The 21,108-nt window shown below is 64.9% G+C and carries 18 protein-coding genes and 1 pseudogene; 9 read left to right on the plus strand and 10 right to left on the minus strand.

Annotated elements, in window-relative coordinates:
* Positions 1–95: 95 nt before the first annotated feature.
* A pseudogene (locus tag NG698_RS20745) lies at positions 96–707 on the plus strand (transposase); the annotation flags it as partial.
* Between the two features lie 513 nt (positions 708–1,220).
* On the opposite strand, the gene NG698_RS20750 reads toward NG698_RS20745, so the two are convergent.
* The 3 genes from NG698_RS20750 to NG698_RS20760 all read right to left on the minus strand — a co-directional run bounded on the left by NG698_RS20750 (position 1,221) and on the right by NG698_RS20760 (position 4,688).
* Entirely contained in the window at positions 1,221–2,579 is a 1,359-nt protein-coding gene (locus tag NG698_RS20750) for an ABC transporter substrate-binding protein (RefSeq protein WP_252612092.1), read from the minus strand.
* A 224-nt stretch (positions 2,580–2,803) separates the two neighbouring features.
* The gene (locus NG698_RS20755; protein ID WP_252599855.1) at positions 2,804–3,754 is read right to left on the minus strand and encodes a carbohydrate ABC transporter permease; all 951 of its coding nucleotides are present in this window, start codon (positions 3,752–3,754) and stop codon (positions 2,804–2,806) included.
* A complete protein-coding gene (locus NG698_RS20760) occupies positions 3,744–4,688 on the minus strand; it encodes a carbohydrate ABC transporter permease (protein WP_252599854.1) in 945 nt (314 codons plus the stop codon). Before NG698_RS20760 ends, NG698_RS20755 begins: the two co-directional genes overlap by 11 nt.
* 388 nt (positions 4,689–5,076) lie before the next feature.
* Here NG698_RS20760 and NG698_RS20765 point away from each other — a divergent pair, with 388 nt between their 5' ends.
* The 4 genes from NG698_RS20765 to NG698_RS20780 all read left to right on the plus strand — a co-directional run bounded on the left by NG698_RS20765 (position 5,077) and on the right by NG698_RS20780 (position 10,083).
* Positions 5,077–6,267, plus strand: a complete 1,191-nt coding sequence (locus NG698_RS20765; protein WP_252612094.1) for an acetylxylan esterase — start codon at positions 5,077–5,079, stop codon at positions 6,265–6,267.
* Positions 6,264–8,357 carry a DUF6807 family protein gene (locus tag NG698_RS20770; protein ID WP_252612096.1) on the plus strand — a complete coding sequence of 698 codons (2,094 nt, stop codon included), beginning with the start codon at positions 6,264–6,266 and terminating at the stop codon, positions 8,355–8,357. The genes NG698_RS20765 and NG698_RS20770 overlap by 4 nt, the downstream gene beginning before the upstream one ends.
* A 122-nt stretch (positions 8,358–8,479) precedes the next feature.
* On the plus strand, positions 8,480–9,514 hold the full coding sequence (locus tag NG698_RS20775; RefSeq protein ID WP_252612107.1) for a M24 family metallopeptidase: 1,035 nt from the start codon (positions 8,480–8,482) through the stop codon (positions 9,512–9,514).
* Positions 9,515–9,756: 242 nt separating this feature from the next.
* The gene (locus NG698_RS20780) at positions 9,757–10,083 is read left to right on the plus strand and encodes a YegP family protein (RefSeq protein ID WP_252599851.1); all 327 of its coding nucleotides are present in this window, start codon (positions 9,757–9,759) and stop codon (positions 10,081–10,083) included.
* Positions 10,084–10,487: 404 nt separating this feature from the next.
* Here NG698_RS20780 and NG698_RS20785 read toward each other — a convergent pair whose 3' ends face one another.
* The gene (locus tag NG698_RS20785; RefSeq protein ID WP_308293063.1) at positions 10,488–11,132 is read right to left on the minus strand and encodes an SDR family NAD(P)-dependent oxidoreductase; all 645 of its coding nucleotides are present in this window, start codon (positions 11,130–11,132) and stop codon (positions 10,488–10,490) included.
* Positions 11,133–11,235: 103 nt separating this feature from the next.
* Between NG698_RS20785 and NG698_RS20790 the strand changes: the two genes are divergently transcribed.
* The 3 genes from NG698_RS20790 (at position 11,236) to NG698_RS20800 (ending at position 13,165) form a co-directional block, all read left to right on the plus strand.
* The gene (locus tag NG698_RS20790) at positions 11,236–11,673 is read left to right on the plus strand and encodes a VOC family protein (RefSeq protein WP_252599849.1); all 438 of its coding nucleotides are present in this window, start codon (positions 11,236–11,238) and stop codon (positions 11,671–11,673) included.
* A 224-nt stretch (positions 11,674–11,897) separates the two neighbouring features.
* On the plus strand, positions 11,898–12,329 hold the full coding sequence (locus tag NG698_RS20795) for a DUF309 domain-containing protein (RefSeq protein WP_141141551.1): 432 nt from the start codon (positions 11,898–11,900) through the stop codon (positions 12,327–12,329).
* A gap of 392 nt (positions 12,330–12,721) precedes the next feature.
* Positions 12,722–13,165, plus strand: a complete 444-nt coding sequence (locus tag NG698_RS20800; protein WP_252612098.1) for a hypothetical protein — start codon at positions 12,722–12,724, stop codon at positions 13,163–13,165.
* 696 nt (positions 13,166–13,861) lie between these two features.
* Here NG698_RS20800 and NG698_RS20805 read toward each other — a convergent pair.
* Positions 13,862–14,176: a COG4315 family predicted lipoprotein gene (locus NG698_RS20805; RefSeq protein ID WP_252599847.1), complete on the minus strand. Its 315-nt coding sequence runs from the start codon at positions 14,174–14,176 to the stop codon at positions 13,862–13,864.
* Positions 14,177–15,043: 867 nt separating this feature from the next.
* On the opposite strand from NG698_RS20805, the gene NG698_RS20810 reads away from it, so the two are divergent.
* Positions 15,044–15,562 (plus strand): hypothetical protein, encoded by a 519-nt coding sequence (locus NG698_RS20810; protein ID WP_252599846.1) that lies wholly within the window; start codon positions 15,044–15,046, stop codon positions 15,560–15,562.
* Positions 15,563–16,218: 656 nt separating this feature from the next.
* Here NG698_RS20810 and NG698_RS20815 read toward each other — a convergent pair.
* From NG698_RS20815 to NG698_RS20835, 5 genes are all read right to left on the minus strand, one after another.
* On the minus strand, positions 16,219–16,419 hold the full coding sequence (locus tag NG698_RS20815) for a hypothetical protein (protein WP_252599845.1): 201 nt from the start codon (positions 16,417–16,419) through the stop codon (positions 16,219–16,221).
* Positions 16,420–16,614: 195 nt separating this feature from the next.
* Entirely contained in the window at positions 16,615–18,066 is a 1,452-nt protein-coding gene (locus tag NG698_RS20820; protein WP_252599844.1) for an aldehyde dehydrogenase (NADP(+)), read from the minus strand.
* A 48-nt stretch (positions 18,067–18,114) separates the two neighbouring features.
* On the minus strand, positions 18,115–19,224 hold the full coding sequence (locus NG698_RS20825) for a mandelate racemase/muconate lactonizing enzyme family protein (RefSeq protein WP_252599843.1): 1,110 nt from the start codon (positions 19,222–19,224) through the stop codon (positions 18,115–18,117).
* The gene (locus NG698_RS20830; RefSeq protein ID WP_252599842.1) at positions 19,224–20,129 is read right to left on the minus strand and encodes a 5-dehydro-4-deoxyglucarate dehydratase; all 906 of its coding nucleotides are present in this window, start codon (positions 20,127–20,129) and stop codon (positions 19,224–19,226) included. The genes NG698_RS20825 and NG698_RS20830 overlap by 1 nt, the downstream gene beginning before the upstream one ends.
* Entirely contained in the window at positions 20,126–21,094 is a 969-nt protein-coding gene (locus NG698_RS20835; RefSeq protein ID WP_252599841.1) for an NAD-dependent epimerase/dehydratase family protein, read from the minus strand. Before NG698_RS20835 ends, NG698_RS20830 begins: the two co-directional genes overlap by 4 nt.
* Positions 21,095–21,108 lie beyond the last annotated feature (14 nt).

Consider the following 21,108-nt stretch of genomic DNA (forward strand, 5'->3'; position numbering starts at 1 on the left):
ACCGCCGATCAACTATGCCGACATCTCAACCCCACAAAACCCCGTTGACCAGCACCATTACCAGCATCATCGGCATAGCCCCAAGGTCGGCATAGGACATCACCAAACTCGCCGGACCGATCAAGGGCAAGTACCTTGATTGCTACGTCATGATCGACATCTATTCGCGCTACATTGTCGGCGCGTACGTCCACGCCCACGAGTCCGGGGAGCTGGCGGTGGAGATGATGAAGGAAATCTTCGGCATCCACGGCATCCCCAACGTGGTGCACGCCGATCGGGGAACGTCCATGACGTCCAAGACCGTCGCCGCGCTGCTCTCGGACCTGGAGGTCACCCGGTCCCATTCCAGGCCGCGCGTGAGCAATGACAATCCCTACAGCGAGAGCTTGTTCAAATCACTGAAATACGGTCCAACGTTCCCGGAACGCTTCGCGTCCCTCGGCGATGCCAGGTCCTTCATCAGCGGCTTCGTGGACTGGTATAACCATCACCACCAGCACTCCGGCATTGGCCTGCACACCCCCGCCAACGTCCACTACGGACTCGCCACTGGCGTCGCTAAACAACGCTCGGAAACACTCGCCGCGGCACGGGAAAAACACCCCAACCGCTTCACCAAAACCAGCGACCCCAAAATCCTGTCCCTACCCGGGCACGCATGGATCAACCAACCCAAGGAAAACACCGAAAAACTAGCAGCCTAACTCCCTTTGGTACCGACCGACTTGAAAAATTCCGGGCCCGGAAAAGCCGCTGATGGTCAGCCATGCCTCGACACCAGTCTGCTTCTGCTTGCCCAGCGGGATAGTGATCGCTTGAACCGGCGCCCCTGAGGCCTGAGCGGATGAAGTCGGACCGACAGTGGGGACGGCACTGGGCGGACTAACTTCCAGTGTGTTCGGCGTCGGATGCCCGCTGGGCACACCATCTGCGCAACCGGTCAATATCAGTAGTATTGCCGCAGCGGCGGTCCAACCGAATGCCTTCATGTTCTCCCCCATGAATTAAAGTGCTCGTGGACCACGAGGACCGGAACCCGTCTAGCACTCATGGCTGCCGGGAATAGCAGGACCCAGTACACGGACCTTAAAACACCACAGTCCCGGCCGGAACCAAAGGTTCCAGCCGGGACTGTGGTGACCACTCGCCGTCGTACGCTTCCTGCTGAAGCTTCCTTCAGAAGCTGCATCCGGAAGAGCCCGACGGCGGCGCGGGACTTAGCTGATGGCGGACTTCATCTCGTCCACGGCCTTCTTGCCGGCTTCTTCAGTGGACAGGCGGTTGAAGAGGACCTCGGAGGTGTAGCGCTTGACGATTTCCTGGATGGCGCCGGCGCCCTTCGGCGGCGGGGCCGGAGCCTCGCCGAGTTCGCCCTTGATCTGGTCGATGAACTTGATCACCTTGATATCGGCGGGGGTCAGCTTTGGCTCGATGGCTGCGCGGACGTCGGAGTTGGGGTAGACGCCGCGGTCGGCAAGCAGGGCCTCGCCTGCCTTGGTGTTGTTGGCCAGGAAGTTGATGAATTTGGCCGTTTCCTCAGGGTGCTTGGTGCGCGATGAGGCGGACCAGAACTGGGATGCCTTGTACCAGAGCTTGGCGTCGGCAGCCTTGCCGGTGGTGGACGGGAAGCGCAGGATCTGCAGGTCGGTTCCGGCAGCCTTCTCCAGCGCCGGCAGCTGGTTGGACCACCAGAAGGCGAGCCCGTTCTTGCCCGTGGCCAGGCCACTCTGGTCCAGCGCTGCGGCCTCAGCTTCCACAACTTCTGATGCCGACGGCACAGCCTTCTTCTCGCTGAGCTGCTTCAGGAAAGCCCACCAGTCGGCGATGTCCGAGGGCTCGAAGCCCAGCTTGCCGTCGGACGTGTACAGGGACTTGCCGTTCTGCCGGAGCCAGACTCCCAGCGAGGCCTCGTCCGTGCCGTAGGCGGCAGAGCCGTAAGTACCCTTCGGAGACTTCTCGGTGACTTCGGCGGAGATGCGGCCGAAGTCTTCCCAAGTCCAAGTCTTGTCGTCGGGAAGTTCAACGCCTGCAGCCTTGAAGACGGACGGGTTGGCCAGGATGGTGGCCGCGTTGATGCCGGCGGCGATGCCGGTCAGGCCGTCTTCGCTCTTGCCGGCATTGAGGGCTGCTTCGTCCAGCTTTGACGTGTCGATCTCGTACTTGGAGAGGTCCAGCAGCGCACCGCGGGTTGAGTACTCCGTGATGTATTTCTCGTCCATCTGGATGATGTCCGGGGCGTCGTTGGCGGCGACCTGGGTGGCCAGCTTGTCCCAGTATCCGCTCCAGTCGCCATACTCCGGCTTGATCTTGATGTTGGGATTCTCGGCCTCGAAGGCGGCGATGGCGGCCTGCGTCAGCTGGGCACGCTTGTCGCTGCCCCACCAGGAGAAGCGCAGCTCAACGGGTCCGCCATCGCTCTGCGGGGAGGCTCCCCCGCCGCAGGCACTCAGGGCAAGCACGACGGCGGCTGCCGCGGCAACGACGCCCGTCTTGCGGAAACGGCGCGGTGCGCCGGTGGATGGCGTCTCTGCCGTACGGTTCTTGGCATCTGACTCAGTGCGGTGAAAAAGCGCCACTGGGTACTCCGATCTTCATTGATCTGGTTATTGGGGAAAGTAAACGAGAAAGCGTTTTCTTAAGTCTCATGCTACAAGTACATGACTTGTATTACAAGATGTTTTCGTGTCCTGTTCCCTTGGGCCTTGGCGGACGTTCCACGCCAGCCCCGACACAGCGGGATACGCCATTGGCTCGCCCTTGGAGGACGGGCCATCGGCTGGAGCAAGGCGTTTCGCTGGATCTACTTGATGCCTGTGGTGGCGATGCCCTTGATGAGGAACCGCTGGCCGAAGAGGAACACCAGGAACACCGGCAGGAGGGACACGATGGACATCGCGAACAGCGATCCCCAACTCGTGGCGGACTGCGAATCCACGAAGGCGCGCAGCGCCACGGGAACGGTGAACATGTCCGGATCCGTCAGGTAGATCAGGGCCCCGAAGAAGTCGTTCCACGTCCAGATGAAGGTGAAGATGGTGGTGGTGGCCAGGGCCGGCACCATCAGTGGCAGGATGACCCGCAGGAAGATGCGCGGGTGCCCGGCGCCGTCGATCCTTGCCGCTTCATCCAGGTCCTTCGGGATGCCGCGGATGAACTGGACCATCAGGAACACGAAGAACGCATCGGTGGCCAGCAGCTTGGGCACAATGAGCGGCCAGAACGTGTTTACCCAGCCGATCTGGGAGAACAGGATGTACTGCGGCACGATCACCACGTGGAACGGGAGCATGATGGTCAGCAGCATGATGCCGAAGAACAGCTTCTTGCCCGTGAACTGGAGCCGCGCGAACGCGTAGGCGGCCATGGAGCAGGAGATCAGGTTTCCCAGGATGGAGCCGATCACCACGATGGCCGAGTTGAGCATATAGTGCCCGAAGGGGTGCGTCAGCGCGGACCAGCCGTCCGTGTAGTTGCCCATCTCCAGGCTGTTGAGCCACAGGCCAGGCTCTCGGAAGATCAGTTCATTGGCACGGAGCGAAGAGACCACCATCCACAGCAGCGGGTAGATCATAAGGCCGCCGGCGAGGATCAGGATGCCATGCTTGATCAAGGCCCTGGTGCGGGCAGCCCTGCTGAAGGCGAGCGTGCCGCGGGATTCGCGGCGCTTCGCGGGCTTGCGGTAATTCGTAGGCTTACCGGCGCCGGCGGTGTTCTTGTCCGGGGCGGGCAGCGTCTCAAGCTTAGTCGTCATAGAAAACCCAATACTTTGCAGCGATGAAGTTGATGGCGGTGAACACACCGATGATGACCAGCAGGAACCACGCCATTGCGGAGGCGTAGCCCATGTCGAACTGGCCAAAGCCCTTCTGGTACAGGTACAGCGTGAAGAACATCGTCGAATCCGAAGGGCCGCCATTGCCGCCGGAAACGATGAACGCCTGCGTGAAGGACTGGAAGGATCCAATGATCTGGAGCACCAGGTTGAAGAAAATGATGGGGCTGAGCATGGGAAGCGTGATCCGCCAGAACTGCTGGAGGGTGCTGGCGCCGTCCACCTTTGCTGCTTCGTAGTACATCACCGGAATCTGGCGGAGGCCGGCCAGGAAAATGATCATCGGGGCGCCGAAGGTCCACACGTGCAGCAGGACGATGGAGCCCAGCGCGGTGCTCGGATCGGAAATCCAGCCGGGACCCTGGATGCCAAACATGGCCAGGGCCTGGTTGACCAGGCCGGTGGTGCCGAAGATCTGCTTCCACAGGATGGCAACGGCCACGGAACCGCCCAGCAGGGACGGCAGGTAGAAGACGGAACGGTAGAACGGCAGCCCGCGCAGGCCCTTGTCCAGCACCAGCGCGATCAGCAGCGCAACACCGAGCTGCAGCGGGACGCCTACAAAGACGTAGGTGAACGTCACGCCCAGCGAGTTGTGCAGCCGGGCGTCGGCGAACATGCGGATGAAGTTGTCCAGCCCGACCCATTCCGGCGGCTGGAGCAGGTTGTAATCCGTGAAGGACAGGTACAGGGACATCAGCATCGGGCCGACGGTGATGGCAACAAGGCCCGCCAGCCACGGCAGCAAGAAGATGTAGGCGGCCTTGTTGTCCCGGCCGTTCGCTTTTTTCTCCGCTGCCGTCATGGGGCCGTTGCGGCGCTTGAGGGTGCTCAGTTCACTGATGGCACTCATTGCGGCAACTCCGTTTCACGCAGCAGGCCCGCTGCAGCCGGCATTCCTGCCGGGCACGGCGTCCTGGGTATGTGTCTAGCGGCCATGTGGCCTCCTTTGGTCATCGTGGCCCTCCACGTCTGGGTTGATCGCACTGGGCGATCCATATTTGCACCGTCTCCGGCGGCGGACTCACTTGGTGTGCAGCTGTCCGGATCCGGCCTCCGTCACGCGGGACGTTGAAAGCGGCTCCGTACCAAAGTAAACGGTTTCTTGACTCCTGTATAGCCCTTTGTTAGTTTTTGAGAAAGCGTTTTCTGCAACCGGATCACTTTACCCACAGTTCAACATCCGTCCCGATCCGCCGCGCCTTCAACCCTCCCCGTCCACCCGAACAACAGGCAGGTCAGTGAGCAAGGATTCCCGGCCGGTCCGGCCCAGCGCAATTGCAGGCTATGAGAACTGGCCTGCCTACGTCCGTGACCGGCCGCGCTACCAAGCAGCCACCCCGGCGGCGCAGGACCTGTCGGACGCCCTGGGCGTTCCGGCAGGTGTTCCCCCGGCGGGAGTCACCGTTCACTGGGAGGAAACGTACGACGGCGTCACCACCTCCCAGCTCAGCTGGCAGTTGGGTTTCGGCCCCCGCACCACCGGCTGGCTGGTCCGGCCGGCCGGGAGTTCCGGGCCGCTGCCCGGCGTGCTGGCCCTGCACTGCCACGGGGGAAACAAGTTCAGCGGAGCGGACCGGCTGGTCGCGCTTCCTGATCCCCACCCGTCCGCAGCGGAAGCCCGTGCCGGGCACTACGGAGGGCGAGCCCTGGCCACGGAGGTCGCCCGCCGGGGCTTCGCCGTCCTGGCCCACGACGCCTTCGCATGGGGCAGCCGGCGCTTCGATCTGTCCACCCCGCCGTGGCGGACGGAATCCGCGCTGGAGGCGAGGAAGTCGCAATGGCGGGAGGCCGGCGTCGTATCTTCCGATGCCGAACTGTACAACGCCGCTGCGGGAATCCATGAAGACACCGTGGCCAAGGCCGCCGGCCTGCTGGGCACCAGCCTGGCGGGGATGGTGGCCCACGATGACCTGGCCGCCCTGGAGATCCTTGCCGGCCTGCCCGGGGTGGATGCGGAGCGGCTGGGCTGCATCGGGTTCTCCGGTGGCGGCGGCCGGGCCGTGGCTTTGGCGGTCCTCAGCCCGCGGATCCGGAACTACGTGGTCACGTGCATGATGACCACGTTCCAGTCGCTGCTGCCCGCCTACCTGGATGCCCATTCCTGGCTGCTCCAGACCCCCGGCCTCTGGAAGCTGGGCGACTGGCCGGAACTAACCGGACGATCCGGCGCCGACGGACTACTGGTGCAGTACGCGCTGGCCGATGAGCTGTTCCCAGAAGAAGGGATGCGGGACGCCCACCGGATCCTGGAGTCCCTGCACTCGGCCGGCTCCTACACCGGGAGTTTCTGGCCAGGCGGGCACGACTTCACGGTCGAGATGCAGAATGAAGCCATCAGCTACCTGTCCGGGACCCTCGTCGCACCGGGTCCCGCCACCCACAGCCTTTTCGCCCCTGCCAACCCCTTAGCCACCGAGGACCCCAGATGATTCAGCAATCCGCCCCCGCGGCGCCCGCTAGCTCCGCAACGGCAGGTGACGTTCCGGCAGTCCTCCCGCGCGTAGCCCTCGTGGGTGTGCACGGCTTTGGCGAATCGCACCTGGCCAACCTCGCCAGGCTCGACGATGCCGGGGCCCTGCACCTGGTAGCAGTGGCGGACCCCACCCCCCCGGAAAAGGGCACGCTGGCCGGGTCCGTGGCCGTCTTCAACACCCTGGACCAGCTGCTGGCGGCCGGGCCGGTCCCGGACGTGGTCATCCTGGCCACCCCCATCCAGACGCACGCTCCCCTGGTCCTGGCAGCGTTGGCCGCCGGTGCCGACGTGTACGTGGAGAAGCCGCCGGTGGCATCCATGGCCCAGTTCCAGGAGGTGCTGGCCGCCGCCGAGTCCGCCGGCAGGCTCGTGCAGGTGGGGTTCCAGAGCCTGGGCTCGCTGGCCCTGCCGGAAATCCGGAACACCATCGAATCCGGTGATATCGGAGAGGTGCTGGGACTCAGCGCCACCGGCATGTGGCTGCGGACCAGGAGCTACTTTAAGCGTTCCCGGTGGGCCGGAAAGCGCAGCCTGGACGGCATCGACGTGGTGGACGGCGTGGCCACCAATGCCTTGGCGCACGCCGTGGCCACCGCCCTGAACATGGCTGGCGCCCACACGGTTGCCGACGTCGCCTCCGTGGAGACGGACCTCTACCGCGCCAACGACACTCAGAGCGATGACACCTCGGTGATCCGCGTCCGCACAGCTGCCGGCACCACACTGTTGTGTGCGCTCACGCTGTGCGCCCCCGAACAGCAGCGGCCTTCCGTCACGGTCCATGGGACTCGGGGAGACATCACATTCTTCTACACCGAAGACGAACTGGTCATCACTACGGCAGACGGCGAGCGCCGGGAGACGTTCGGCCGGACCGACCTGCTGGAGAACCTGCTCGCTGCGCGGACCGCCGGCACTCCCCTGCTCAGTGCACTGCCGGATGCCGGCGCATTCATGTGTGTGCTGGAAGCCATCCGCACCGCCCCCGCGCCCCGCGAAATCGACACGGGCCATGTCAGCTGGGAGGGCGACGGCGACGACGCCCACCCGGTGGTCCAGGGCATTGCCGCGCTGATCGAACGCGCCACCAAGGCGCAGGCCACCTTTGCCGAGCTGGGCGTCCCCTGGGTCAGCAGCCTGCCGCCGGTCCGGACCTTCGACCTTGCCGGGCATCCCGTGGCGGACTATCAGGACGGCAGCAGCATCCGCGCCGTGTCCTCGCCCCGCCCGTACCTGCACCCCGTCCGTACCCTGGCCGGGACCGTTGTGACGGACCACCAGCCGCTGGACCACGTGTGGCATCTGGGCGTGGGGGTTGCACTCCAGGATGTGGACGGCGTCAACTTCTGGGGCGGGCGCACGTATACCCGGGCGGCCGGCGAGTACGTCTGGCGCCCCGACCACGGCAGCATCGTCCGGGCTGGCGGACCGTCTCCCGGCGAACCGTCCGCCGCCGAGGGCGAGCTGACCGAGAACCTCGCCTGGAACGGCCCCGACGGCGCACCCATCCTGACCGAGCAGCGCACCTGGACGTGGGCCGCCGTCGGGCCTTCCGCCTGGCGCCTCACCCTCGACTTCGCGCTCTCCCCCTCCGGCAACCAGCCCGTGAGCCTGGGAAGTCCGGGTTCCAACGGCCGTGTTGGGGGCGGTTACGGCGGGTTCTTCTGGCGCCTTCCCGAATGTTCCGGGGCGAGCGTCTGGACGCCTGCGGGGGTGGGTGAGTCCGCCGTGCACGGGAGTGTAACGCCGTGGCTCGCCTGGTCGGGCGGTTTCACGGGTGGAACGCTCGACGGCGGCACTCGCACTGGCGCCGTTCGCGACGGCGCGGCCACGCTCGTGTTCGTCGCCGCGGCGGGTTCAACGGACCCGTGGTTCGTCCGGGTGGACGGATACGCGGGAGTTGGCCAGTCGCTGGCCTGGGACGCGCCGGTCATCGCCGAACCCGGTGTGCCGGTTCGCCGCAGCGTGACCGTGCTTATCGCCGACGGAATTTTGGGTACCGAAGACATCGAGACATTGATCAACACACAGGGGGACAGCTCGTGAGCCAGACAACCACCGCTGCTACACCGCCGTCGCAGCTGACTGCAGCCGCAACGTTTGCGGACCAGGGCCGCCGTGCGGCGCCCGCCTCCACTGCGGACCGTGCCATCAAGCGGCGCCGCGTAATGGACATTCTCGATGCCAAGGGGCAGGACTCGTTGCTTCTGACCACGCACACGGCGCTGGCCTGGTACCTGGACGGCAGCCGTGTCCACATCAGCCTGGCCGGCGACCCCATCGCCGCGCTGCTGGTGGACCGGGATGGCGACCACCTGGTGACGTTCAACAACGAGGCCGGGCGGATTGCGGCCGAGGAGCTCCCCGCCGGGGTGGCCCTCCACACCGTGCCTTGGTACGGGAACCTGCACGAGGGCGCCGCCGCCGTCGGACGTTCTTCCGGAGGGGGCGCCGGGACACCGCTGGCCGAGGCCTCCGTGGCCACTGAACTGAGAGCTGCCCGGCAGCAACTGCTGCCCGGCGAGTCCACCCGCTACGCCCATCTCAGCGCGGAGCTGGCCCGCATCATGACCGATGTACTGTCCACCGCCCGGCCGGACACCACCGAATTCGAACTGGCCTCCGCCCTGGCCGCCCGCGTGGTTGGAGCGGGCGCGGAGCCGCTGGTACTCCTGTGCAACGGCAGCTCCCGGAGCGACTTCCGCCACCCGCTGGCCACGCACGCGCCCCTCGGACGCCGCGCCATGGCCGTGGTCTGCGCCCGCCGGGACGGCCTGGTCGCGAACATCACCCGCTGGGTAAGGTTCGACGCCGGCACCCCTGAAGAGCTCGACGCAGAGTCCCGGATCGCGGCCGTTGAGGCGGACATCTTCGATGCAACGGTCCCCGGAGCACGGCTGGACCACGTCTTCAGCGAGATAAAAGCGGCCTACGTCCGCCACGGTTTCGGCGCGGAGCAGTGGGAGCAGCACCACCAGGGCGGACCGGCAGGCTATGCCGGACGGGATCCGCGCGTCACCACCGCCGCCACCGACACCGTGGTGCTCAACCAGCCGTTCACCTGGAACCCGTCGGGACCCGGAGTAAAGATCGAGGACACCGTCCAGCTCACCGAGTCCGGCATGCAAGTCCTGACTATGGATGACCGCTGGCCCGCCACCACCGTGAACGGCCTCAAGCGGCCTGTGACGCTGCAGCTGTAGGCCCTGCCGTTAGACGGATAGGGAAGCCCCGGGACGGTCGTCCCGGGGCTTCCCTAGGGTCGGTGATCGAACGGGGGGTCTTGTGGCACAGGCTGTCTTGAGCGAGACTCATTGAGCACGCGATGAACTCATCATTTGGATTGCAGGACAAAACCAGCGGGAAGGGGACGCAACGGCGCGTCCGTTTCTGCTCCGTGGCAACGACGCCGCGGGGCGGATCCCGCAGACCGGGAGGATTTGCTATGGCCGGAATGTTCGAACTGTTCATTGACGCGGAGTCGTATTTCAGGTTCCGCCTGACCGCGCCGGATGGCACCGTGATGGCAGTGTCCAAGGCCTTTGACAACAAGACCGCAGCTGTTGCCGGGATCGCCGCCGTGCGTGAGTACGCCGGCATGGGACTGATTGCCGATGTTTCCCCGACGGAGAGGCGGGCCACGCCGCCGGAGGCACGTGACGTCACTGTCCAGGTTCGTGAAGTCCGGCGCATTCCGGCTGCTGACCTTCACGCACGTTCCCGGGAAATCCATCGCGCCACCAGCGGAAGTCGATGGGCCGGCGCAGTTTAACGCACTCGACTCCAACAACGCGGCCCGGGCCCTGCGCGAAGACCCGGATCCTTTCAGGCCCGCGCCACACGCGCGCATGGTTAGAGGATGAGTGACGACTCTGTGCAGCGACCAGGCAGCTGTGTCCTGGCAGCGTCAGGACACAGCTGCCTGGTTAGTGCGCGCTCCAGCCATCGGGCTGCAAACCATCTATGTCGGTGAATCCGTACTCTCTGGCAAGTTGAGCGGAGCTGACCGACTGCTGATTCCATTTCGCGCGGTCAGGGTCCGCTGCCAGCGCAGCTACGGCCCGACCGACATAGCGGGGTGACTCCGAGAAAGCGAAACCTGCGGGGGCGCGTGGGGTTCCGCCGACCAGGCATGGGTCCAAAGCGTCGCGCCAGTTGGTTTCGGTGACTCCGAAGCTATCGAGCATCATCTCCGACCGTAGCCATCCAGGCGTGATGGCGATCGCCGTGACTCCGTGCGGTGACCTCAATGAGAAGACCCCCACGCTTGGTAATTAGCAGCGGAAGCAGATGGTGCGAGGTGATCATATGAGTGTCAATGGCTAGTCGCAGGATGCGCAGCCCTTTGTCTAGGTCGTGCTCCCAGATAGGGGTATTCCACTCGGCTGGGCCACCTTTCAGGACCTCAGCACCCCAGATGTCGTTGACCAGCACATCGAGACCGCCATATTCAGTTCGGATCCGCTGGGCCAAGCTTCGGACCTCTTCGGAGTCGAGATGATCGACCTGGATGGCGACTCCGGCGCCGCCAAGCTGCGTGACCAGATCGGCTGTCTCCTCAATGGTCTCGGGCCGGTCGTAGTCCGACCTACTTCTGCCGGCCGCGCTGCTGCGTCCAGTGCAGATTACCGTCGCCCCGGCTTCACCCAGAGCAGCGGCTATGCCGCGTCCAGCGCCTCGGGTCGCTCCTGCGACAACTGCAACTCGGCCTCGCAGGGCATCAGGATCCGGGGACCAGTGCATGGTTTCAGTGTGGCGACAGGATGCAGGGCAAGCAAGACCGCCTCGCTCATTGACGTTTCGGCGGCTGAGCGTCTTCATCGTTCCGTAAGCCCATCGGCTTGGGGCAATCGTCCCGGAACTTGTTGAGTCGAATCCCGGCTCGCCACTGGAGCTAATCGGTCCGCCTTGGTAGCTTCAACGCATGGCCATCAAATTTGTGAACGTCGGTATCGCCGTTCGCGACCTCGAAGCAACAATCGCCTTTTTCACCGACCTCGGGCTCACGGTCGTCGGCCGTGACACCGTCAGCGGCGAGTGGGCCGACACTGCCGTCGGGCTTGATGGCAACCACGCGAAAATTGCGATGCTCCAAACCCCGGATGGTCAGGGTCAACTGGAACTCTTCGAATACATCCACCCCAAAGCGATCGAGTCGAATCCAACTCGTCCCAACGACATCGGAATGCACCGCGTGGCCTTCTCGGTCGACGACATCGACAAAGCCCTTGAGATAGCTGCGAAGCACGGATGCCATCCGCTACGCGGCGTAGCGACCTACGGTGACGTCTACAAACTCACGTACCTCCGCGGTCCCAGCGGAATCCTCGTAATGCTCGCCGAGAAACTGCAGAAGGACTGACACCGCCCGTAAGCCGATCCTTGAACGCACACCAAGAATTCAAAGCACGCGGCCCGAGCGAAGTGCATGGCTCGAGGGCAGGATATGGAGGTGATCATTTCTTCTCTCGCGGCCGCCGTCCCCACGGCATCCTTTGCAGTGGAACGGATGTTCGAAGGGCCGAGCCGTAGCATTGGGCAGATGAAGGTTAGTAAGGTCCACGGACGCTCAGAGCGGAAACTGCAATGACCGGCGACAGGGATCGCGATGCTTCAAGGCGCCCGCGGCAGGCCCGGCCACGTGACGCTCTTGGACGGCCGCTGCCGTACGGAAGCGCTGGCGTGGAGCCGGTCTCCGAGGAGCCGCTGCCGCCGGCAGAGACGTTGGTCTCGGCCCGGAGCTTGGTGGAAGCGGGCCGGCCCTTCGCCGCGCATGAGGTACTTGAGGCCCGATGGAAAGCTGGGCCGGCCCAAGAACGCAACCTTTGGCAAGGTCTTGCCCAGATCTGCGTCGGGCTCACCCACGCCGCCCGGGGGAACAGCGTTGGCGCGCTCCGGCTCTTCGAGCGCGGTGCGGCCCGACTCGAGGAGTACGGTTCAGGCGACGGGCCGACCTACGGGCTCGATTTGTCCGCCGTTGTGAGTTGCGCGCGTGACCGGATGGACACCGCCCGCTGAGCTCACGACCAGCATCCTCGCGGCAGGCGGCGGAGGCACTATCTCCGGGAGACTGCTGAGAGTTTGCTTGACCATTAACTTGTCCCATAAGGGGAACCCTCGGCGGGACAGCTTCAGCGTTTTCGCGGATAAGAGTTGGTATGGCGCGTCGTAGCCGGTCCAATTAGGGTCGGCATACAGCCGGCTGCGCAGCTTCAATTGGCACGTGCACTTAATGTTCCGAAAGCCGAACCCTCTAGGGAATGGTCCGCTGGCGAATCATCGCTGCCCTGACTGAGGAGACCGCCGAATCCGCGACAAAACTGCCGCCTGAGCGGACTTGTTGACCAGGAACAGCAGGCGTGGAGCATTGGCTTATTGGCACACATAGTTCAGGATTTGAGGATCTGAACATGACGCATCAGCAGGTTTTCATTGGCGTCTTGTCGGCGTTTTGTGCTTTGGGGAAGAAGACGATGAGCGGGATAGACGATCTCATGGCTGAGTCGAACGACCGCTGGGCACATGCCATAAGAAGAGCCCAGGGCATAGAAGACAACGGCCTGGGTGAAGCCGTGAAGACCTATTTCACGCGCTACTTTCCGGCGGGACTGTTCATGGTGGCGGTCGGGACCGCAGTCGGGATCTTAGGTCTCCGTGGCACGCTGTCGGACTGGCCGACATATCTGGCGTTCGCGTTCCTCCTTGCGGTGCTGGGTGTCGTGGTTGGTGGGCTGGTCTATAACGCGAAGAAGGTGGTACCCGCGGCCAAGCCGGGGAGGGTCAACGTGCTGCTTTCCCTGGAAAGCGAGGAACAAAGCAGGTCCGGCGTCAGATTGCAGGGAAGGCACCTATAAATTCGGAGCATCTCTCGGTTATCCGGGCCGCGGCGGTGCAACTTCGAAAGGGTCTTGCCACCCAACTGGTCCTTGCACCGTTCTTTCCGCTCACGTTCATTCCTCAAGCCATCAACTTTGCCCTGCGCGGTGACACACTTGCCGCATGGCTGATGGCACTTGGCGTTGGAGTGACAGTGATCGCATTTGGGCTCCTCGTCGTGACTTCCGCCGGGCGGGACGGTTCCTGACACGGACAGCGGAGCAGACAGCGCCAGGCAACGCGCCGCTTTAATGTTCCGAAAGCCGAACCCTCTGCGGCACGGTCCGCTAGGGGATCGGTCTACGGTGCGCCTCAGTCAGACGCCAGCGGCTCTGTCCATTCATTTGCTGGCAGCCTTTCTCGCAGCAATGCGGGTTGACCTGATCCAAGAATCATCTCGGTGTCGAGATGGGCTGGGTCGACTTGTCTGATGAGCTCGCGACAGCGTCCGCAAGGAGGTAAAACGCAGCGCAAGCCGTCACCGTCTCGCCAAACGGCGACGATCTTTGGCGACCTGGTACTCGCCGCCGTGAGCTGGCCAAGTCTCACCCCCACCTCAACATCCCTGGTGGCTGCACCATTGAGTTTCACGAGGCGCAGCCAGTCCCCGGATGGTGAGCCCACGCCACGTAGCTGCAGGATGCGCCGCCGATTCGGCTCCGCCTGCACTGCAGCTACGGGGCTCGGATCCCGTCCGGATCTACGACCCACCAGAGCCCCCCGTGGGTCGAGACGTTGTGGCACTTCACCTCGCCAGGCCCCTCGTGCGCGTAGAAGTAGAGCGGATGCCCGTTGTAGGTGACCTGGGTCGTGCCGTCCCGCCGCTTCGTCGTCCCCAGCAGCGCTGAGTCGACCTCGCCGCTAGCGGTCGGCGCTCCGTCGGTCAGCACGGGTGGCCACGCTTCAGCGCAGTCGTCGTAACACTCCGGCCTGATGCTCTCCTCACTCTCCCAGATATAGATGGCCTGCTTTTTGGCATCGAAGAGCATCTGGCCGAAGTCGCTCGCGGCTGTGGTGATCGTGGTGCCCGGCTCTCGCGCGCTGGATGGCTGACTCGGCGGGGGTTGCGGACTCTCCGGTGTCGTAGTGCTCGCCCTCGGAGGCGGGGTAAAGTCCGGGGCCTCGCTCGAGGTGCTGCTTGCGCAAGACGACGCGACGAGTGCGAGGACCACCGCAGCCGCCGCTCGCAGTCCGGGTCTGGACACGCTGTGCTCCTATCGGCAGGAGCGGGCGCCCCCGGCCAGGTCTTCGGGGTTGGTGATGATCAGACAGTGGGGCAGTTCGGTTCCCATCATCTCAGCCTTTGTCGAAAATCGGCGGGCGGAAGGCGGCGAGTCCGGTGGCGGGGGACTGCCACCCGACTCGCCTGGGTCAGTGAGCGGCTGTGGCCGTCAGGGTGCGGGGCGACGGCGCCCGGCAAGCAGGACGGTGCCGAGCAGCAGCTTCAGGACGACGAGGCCGAAAATCGCGCCGTACAAGGGGTCGCTTCAGAAAAAGGAAAAAATCGTACGCAAGGCCGCGTGGAGAAAAGTAACGGCTGGACCGCAGCTTGTCGATGGAAGCGGGCCAAAGTCCGTCCGTAGGGGAAACCTTGAGCGGAACGGGTTTTCATTCGCTCGCTTGGCATTGAGATCATAAGCGCCAAAGGACGCCTACCGGTTGATCAGTATACCCAGTCCATGGCCTTGTGCGAGTGGGCATGCCTCAACTGTTGGAGGCTCTGATTATTGAAGCCCAATTGCAGTCTGAATTCCCCAGGGCGGTGCACCACACAGTAACTCCTTGGCGGGTACTCAGTTGAACCTGTTATGTCGCAGGACATCGGTGACATAACAGATTTAGAAAAGAGATGTTCCATGAAAAAGCTTGTAGCCATCCTCGCAGCCATCGGCACGGCATTCTGTATCGTGTTCTCGGCCGCCGCGGCCAATGCGGCCGTCGAAGGACCATGTATTGGCGAAGTCCTCACGTCCACGAACTTGCAATGGGGCACCTGTGGCGTGACTCGGCCGGCTCATGCGTCGGCAACCATCAGCAGCGACGGTTTGACCGTCACCCTGAAGAAGGTCAATTCGGGACAAGTTGCTTCATTCTGGTCAAACAGCGAGGTGATGGAAGAGGGGTCCACCTCGGTGTGCGTCACCGTTTCGGTGGATATAACCGGCCGGGCCAGCGGGGAGCATCTGCTCACCTTGTCAGCCTATGAGTCGGTGACGTCCCAGACATTCCCCCTTTCGAGCGGGCTGCATGAGTACTGCGTCAATTCTGGCCCGGACGTAACCAATGTCCAGTGGCAGCTGCTCACCTATGTCGGCGACAAGCCGTTCGGTCGGGCAGTGGTAACTGTGACGCTGATTGGTGTCACCATCACATAATTTCTCTGCTGCACCACCCAAGGGTCCGCGTTCCTGGAACGCGGACCCTGTAAGGACTTATCCATGGGGCCAGGATGACGCCGAAGACGGCGGTTCAGGACACCAGCTGCGAGGATTCCGACGACAACGACACCCACCAGGATGGCGGCAAAGTCGAACGCTGCCTGGCCCAATGGAGCTAAACTGGCTGACCTGATACTTCGTGTCTGGTGCCGCGACTTGTGGGAACAGCGCCTTCCGCAGCTGGCGCGGCAGAGCTTACGGGGAGCTGCAGCTATGACACGGACTCATCCGGTCGCACCGCCGCCGAACTGCTGTGGGGGTTCGTAAGCCGGTCCCCCACCGGAGCAAACACTTCTCAAATTTCCGGATCGCGATCGCCACGTTTCCGCGGCCGGTCCATTCCCGTAAGACCCGCCCGCAAAAATGCCCGGTGAGGGAACCCTATACGGGACACATGAAGAAGGATGCTCGGGTGATGGCGATGTCCGGTCCCTGTATCGCTCTCCAGAGCATGCTGTGGCTCGGACTCGGCACGCGTCGCAGGAGGAAACCTAGGCAGCGTCGTATGGGGTGTCGAACAGAGTGACTCCCCATTCCGGGTTCTGCAGGACGATACCGGTCTCCCGTTGCACGAACTGGAGCGGGTCCTGGAGTTACATTGCCATCCGCTCCTGCTCCTCGTCCCACGGGAAGCCGCAGGCGCCCACAAAACTCTCCAGCGTTCCCGGATCAGGCGTGATGGCTTGGCCGACAATGGTGACTCTAAGCGCATATGAAGCGCAGGGGATCCGCACGGACATCCATGGACTGCCGCCCACGCTGGCGAACCTGATGGCGTAGTCGCCCGAGTCCACCCCCGACCGGAGGGTACGTCTGCCGGGACCATGGAGCCGGAAGTGAAGTACTGGCACACCAGCACTCCGTTGGTGAGAGCATCTTTCGGACCTTGACCTTAGCAGTCGCCGGCGCAGGCCAATGGCAGTGGCATGCCCCATCAAGGCAGAGATCAACCCTTCTAGTTGACCCCTGCCTTGATGGCCCGCGACCAGTTACGGAAGAAGCAGCTCACCGTCCACGCGGCGCGGGATGCCCAGCGGGTTGCTTTCGCGCAGCGCCGGGTGCAGCACCGTTTCCGGAGCATCCTGGTAGGCGACAGGCCGCTGGAAGCGGCGGACCGCCGTCGCGCCTACTGACGTGAACAGGGACGTGGTGGCCGGGTACGGGCCGCCGTGCTGCTGCGCCCAGTTCACTGCGACGCCGGTGGGCCAGCCGTCGAACAGGACCCTGCCGGCAAGGCCGGACAGTTGCTCCACGAGGCCGGCGACGTCCTCGCCCGGCCGGGCGAGGACAGTGGCGGTCAGGCTGCCGGGAACCTTGGCCAGGACCGCGGAGAGCTCTTCCTGGTCAGAGTATTCGATCAGCATCGTGGTGGGCCCGAAGCACTCCTCCAGCAGCTCGTCCGGGCGCTCCAGGACATTGGCGGCAGAGGTAGAGAACACCACGGGCGCGGCGCCGTCGCGGGTGGCGTCCTGGTCCGCGGTGCCGCTGACGATGGTCACGTCAGGCAGCGCGGCCACGTTGCGCAGGCCCTCCGGGTACGCGTCGGAGATCCGGGTGGTGAGCATGGCCGCCGTCGGCTTGTCCTTGCTGGCCTCAGCCAGTTCCGCAGCGAAGCCGGTGCCCGCCGGGATGAAGACCAGGCCGGGCTTGGTGCAGAACTGGCCGGCGCCCATAGTGAACGATGCTGCAAGTCCCGCCGCGAGCTGGCCGGAACGTTCGGCCAGCGCGGCCGCGGTGATGACCACCGGGTTCAGGCTGCCCAGCTCGCCGTAGAACGGGATGGGATCGGGCCGCGAAACCGCGAGGTCAAAGAGCGCCCGGCCGCCCGGGATGGACCCGGTGAAGCCCACGGCCTTGATGGCGGGATCCTGCACCAACGCGGTACCCACCTCACGGCCTGCCACAAGCGCAAACAGCCCCTCCGGCGCTCCGGCGGAACGCAGGGCTTCGGTGACCACTTCGGCCGTCCGCTCGGACAGCTTCAGGTGGCCCGAGTGGGCCTTGACGATCACCGATGAGCCCACCGCCAGGGCCGACGCGGTGTCGCCGCCGGCCACCGAGAACGCGAACGGGAAGTTGGAGGCCGAGAAGACGGCCACTGGTCCGATGGGACGCAGGATGCGGCGCAGGTCCGGCTTCGGCGGGGTGGCGGAGGGATCCGCGTGGTCAATCACGGCTTCGAGGTAGGAGCCTTCGGTGATCACGCGTGCGAACAACCGCAGCTGGCCGGAGGTGCGGGCCACCTCGCCGGTCAGCCGGACGGTGCCGAGGCTGGTCTCCGAATCGGCGATCTCCACCAGCTCGGCCACTTTGGCGTCCAAGGCGTCGGCGACGGCATTGAGCCAGCCTGCGCGCTCGGCGTCCGACGCGGCAGCCGCGATGGAGGCCGCCCGGGTGGCGGCGGCCGTGAGCTCGGAGAGGGAAAGGGTTGCAGTTGTCACTGGAAAGTCCTGTTCGTCATGTCTGCGGTCAGTCGTGATTGCGAGCTGTCAGGTCTGCGGGTTGTCCGTGAACCGGAAGCCGAGTCCCGGCTGGTCCGTAAGCGTGAGGCGGCTGTTGCTGAAGCGGACCGGTGCGGGCCCGGCCAGGATGCCCAGCTGTTCGAACGACGCGTCCTCCACGTCCTCCACCAGGGTGGGCTCCGCCAGGGTAAGGGCAAGCTGTCCGGACAGTTCCGGCAGCAGGTGCGGCATCACGCGGATGCTGTTGGTCCGGGCCAGCTCCACGATCCGCCGGAACGGCGTGATGCCGCCTACCCGGATGATGTTCGGCTGGATGATGTCCACCGCCTCCGCCTCAATGAAATCGCGGAAACGGTAGATCGTGTGCAGGTTTTCGCCCAAGGCGATGGGCACGGGTGAATGCTTCCGCAGCCTGCGGTAGGCCCAGAGGTCGTCCGCGCGGAGGGGCTCCTCGAGCCACTCCAGCCCGTACTCCGCGAGCACGTCCAGGGCCTTGAACGTGGTGGGCAGGTCCCACCGCTGGTTGGCATCGATCATAAGCTTCCGGTCCGGTCCGAGGACGGAGCGGACCGCGGCGACGCGCTCGGCGTCCTCGCGGATATCGGGCTTGCCCACCTTGATCTTGACGGCCCGGTGGCCCGCGGCAATCCAGCGCTCGGTCTGGGCCACCAGCTCCTCCAGCGTGTAGTGGAGGTTCACCCCTGAGCCGTACACCTCGGCGGACTCCTGCCGCTGGCCCAGCAGGCCCGTGACTGAAGTACCGGCACCGCGTGCCTGGAGGTCCCAGAGGGCAAGGTCGACGCCGGCCATGGCTATGGTGGTCAGTCCCCCGCCGCCGGCCTCATGCAGCCGCTTCCACAACGCGTCCCATACCGTCTCGGGATTGGCGGGCAGCCCCTCAACGAAGGGCGCGATGTCGTAGTCGAGGAGCGCTTTGACGGCCTGCGGGCCGATGGTGGGCGTCCACGAAAAACCGTGCCCCGCGCCGCCGTCGTCCGTCTGGATCTCCGTAACGATCACGTGGTTTTCCGGTGCCTCCACTCCCCAGCTGCGGCGCAGCGGGACAGTCAGGAGGCGGGTGGTCAGACCGGTAATGCGCGGAGCGGTCCGGACGGTTTCGACGGCGGGCGCACTCATCAGCGGCCGGCCAGCTCGTAGCCCTTGGCCAGGATGGACTTCAGCTGGAGCAGCTGGTCCTCGGTGGGGTCCACCAGCGGCGGCCGGACCGGGCCGACGGGAAGTCCGCCGAGCCGCAGGCCGGCCTTGACCAGCGAGACGCCGAAGCCGGGGGTCTGGTCCCGGAGCCGCACCAGCGGGGCGTAGAAACCCTCCAGCAGGGCGTTGCGGCGGTGCTCATCGCCAGAGACAAAGGCGTCGTAGTACGCCTTGGCGATCTCCGGTGCCATGGCGAACGCCGCCGAGGAGTAGAGCGGAATGCCCAGGCCCCGGTAGGCGCCCTGGGTCAGTTCGGCCGTCAGGAGCCCGTTGAAGAACGCGAAGTCCTCGCGCCCCGTGGCGCGGACCGCGGACACAATCTCCTGGGCCAGGCCCACATCGCCCAGCCCGTCCTTGAAGCCGATCACCTTGGGGTTGGCGGCGAGGCGGACCATGGAGGCGGCTGTGAACTTGGCGTTGCCGCGGTGGTACACGATCACCGGGAGGCTGCTGGCGTCCGCCACTGCCTCGATGTACGCCACCAAACCGTCGGTGGGGCCGGTGACCAGGTACGGCGGCAGGACCAGGAGTGCATCGGCTCCGGCTTCCTCGGCAACACGGGCGGCGGCGATGGCGTGCCCCAGCGGCCCGCCGGCTCCGGCCACCACTGGCACTTTACCTGCCACAACCTCGACGGCGGCGGTCACCACGGTGCGCACCTCGTCGATGCTCAGGGCGTGGAATTCGCCGGTGCCGCAGGCAGGAAACACGCCGCCGGGTCCGAACGGCAGCCTCGAACCGATGTGCTCCTTGAGGAGCTCCACATCCACGGTGCCTTCCGGCGTGAACGGGGTGACGGGAAAGAACAAAACGCCGTCGAATTTCATGATGTCTCCTTGGCATCGCTGCCGGCGCTTACCAGCGCGGCGGATGTCTCGTCGTTGAGGGTGGAATCGGTCTTCAGTTCGGTCCGCCAGCTGCGCTTGGGTTCCCAGCCGAGCAGTTGACGGGCCTTCGCGATGGAGAAGGCCGGGCTGGTGCCGGTCAGGCCGGCGGCGAGGGCCTCGCTTCCCGGCAGGAAGCGGGGCATCAGTTCGGCCAGCGATGCGGTGGCGAGGGCATCCGCGGCGCCCACAAAAAAGGTTTCGCCGTTCGGAATGGAGTCCATCTTCTGCAGGAGCACGTCCAGGAAATCGGCCACATCGCGAGCGTCCACGTAGTTGAACAGAGCGGGCGCGGACAGGGCAGGATCGGCCAGCCGTTCGGCCAGGGTATGGCCCTGCTGCGTGGGCGCGCCTTCCCATTCTTCCGGCGAGATGACGTAGCAGGGCCGGAAGGCGGCGTAGCGGATCTTCTCCCCCTGCGCCGCGGCAAACATCTGAACGGTCTGCTCGGCGATAAGTTTGGACAGCGCGTACGCGTTCCAGGGCTTTGGCGCCGTTTGCTCATCCAGCGGGAAGCTCGCGGGCAGCCAGCCCGCCGGGCAGCCGTAGCCCAGCACCGTGGGGCTGCTCGCCGTGACGATCTTGCCGATCCCCAGTTCCGTGGCCGCGCTGATGACAGCGTAGGCAAGGCGGGTGTTGGTGGCGAAGATGACGTCCTCCGGCGCGCTGAACGGAACGGCGATCGCTGCAAGGTGGATGACGGCGTCGGGCCTGGCCTCCCGGAGGAGGCGCAAAGCCTCGCCCGGGGCCAGCAGATCGCCGGTTTCCTGCACAACGCCGGCCAGCAACTGGTCCGCCGGGATGGCGTCGCGGTCCACCGAGATGACCTCGTGGCCCGCTGCCGAGAGCCCCGCCACGACGCTGCGCCCCAGACGGCCGGAGCCGCCGGTGACAAAGATCCTGCTCATGTTGGTTCCTTTAG

The sequence above is a fragment of the Pseudarthrobacter raffinosi genome, from assembly GCF_023913735.1.
GTDB lineage: Bacteria > Actinomycetota > Actinomycetes > Actinomycetales > Micrococcaceae > Arthrobacter > Arthrobacter raffinosi.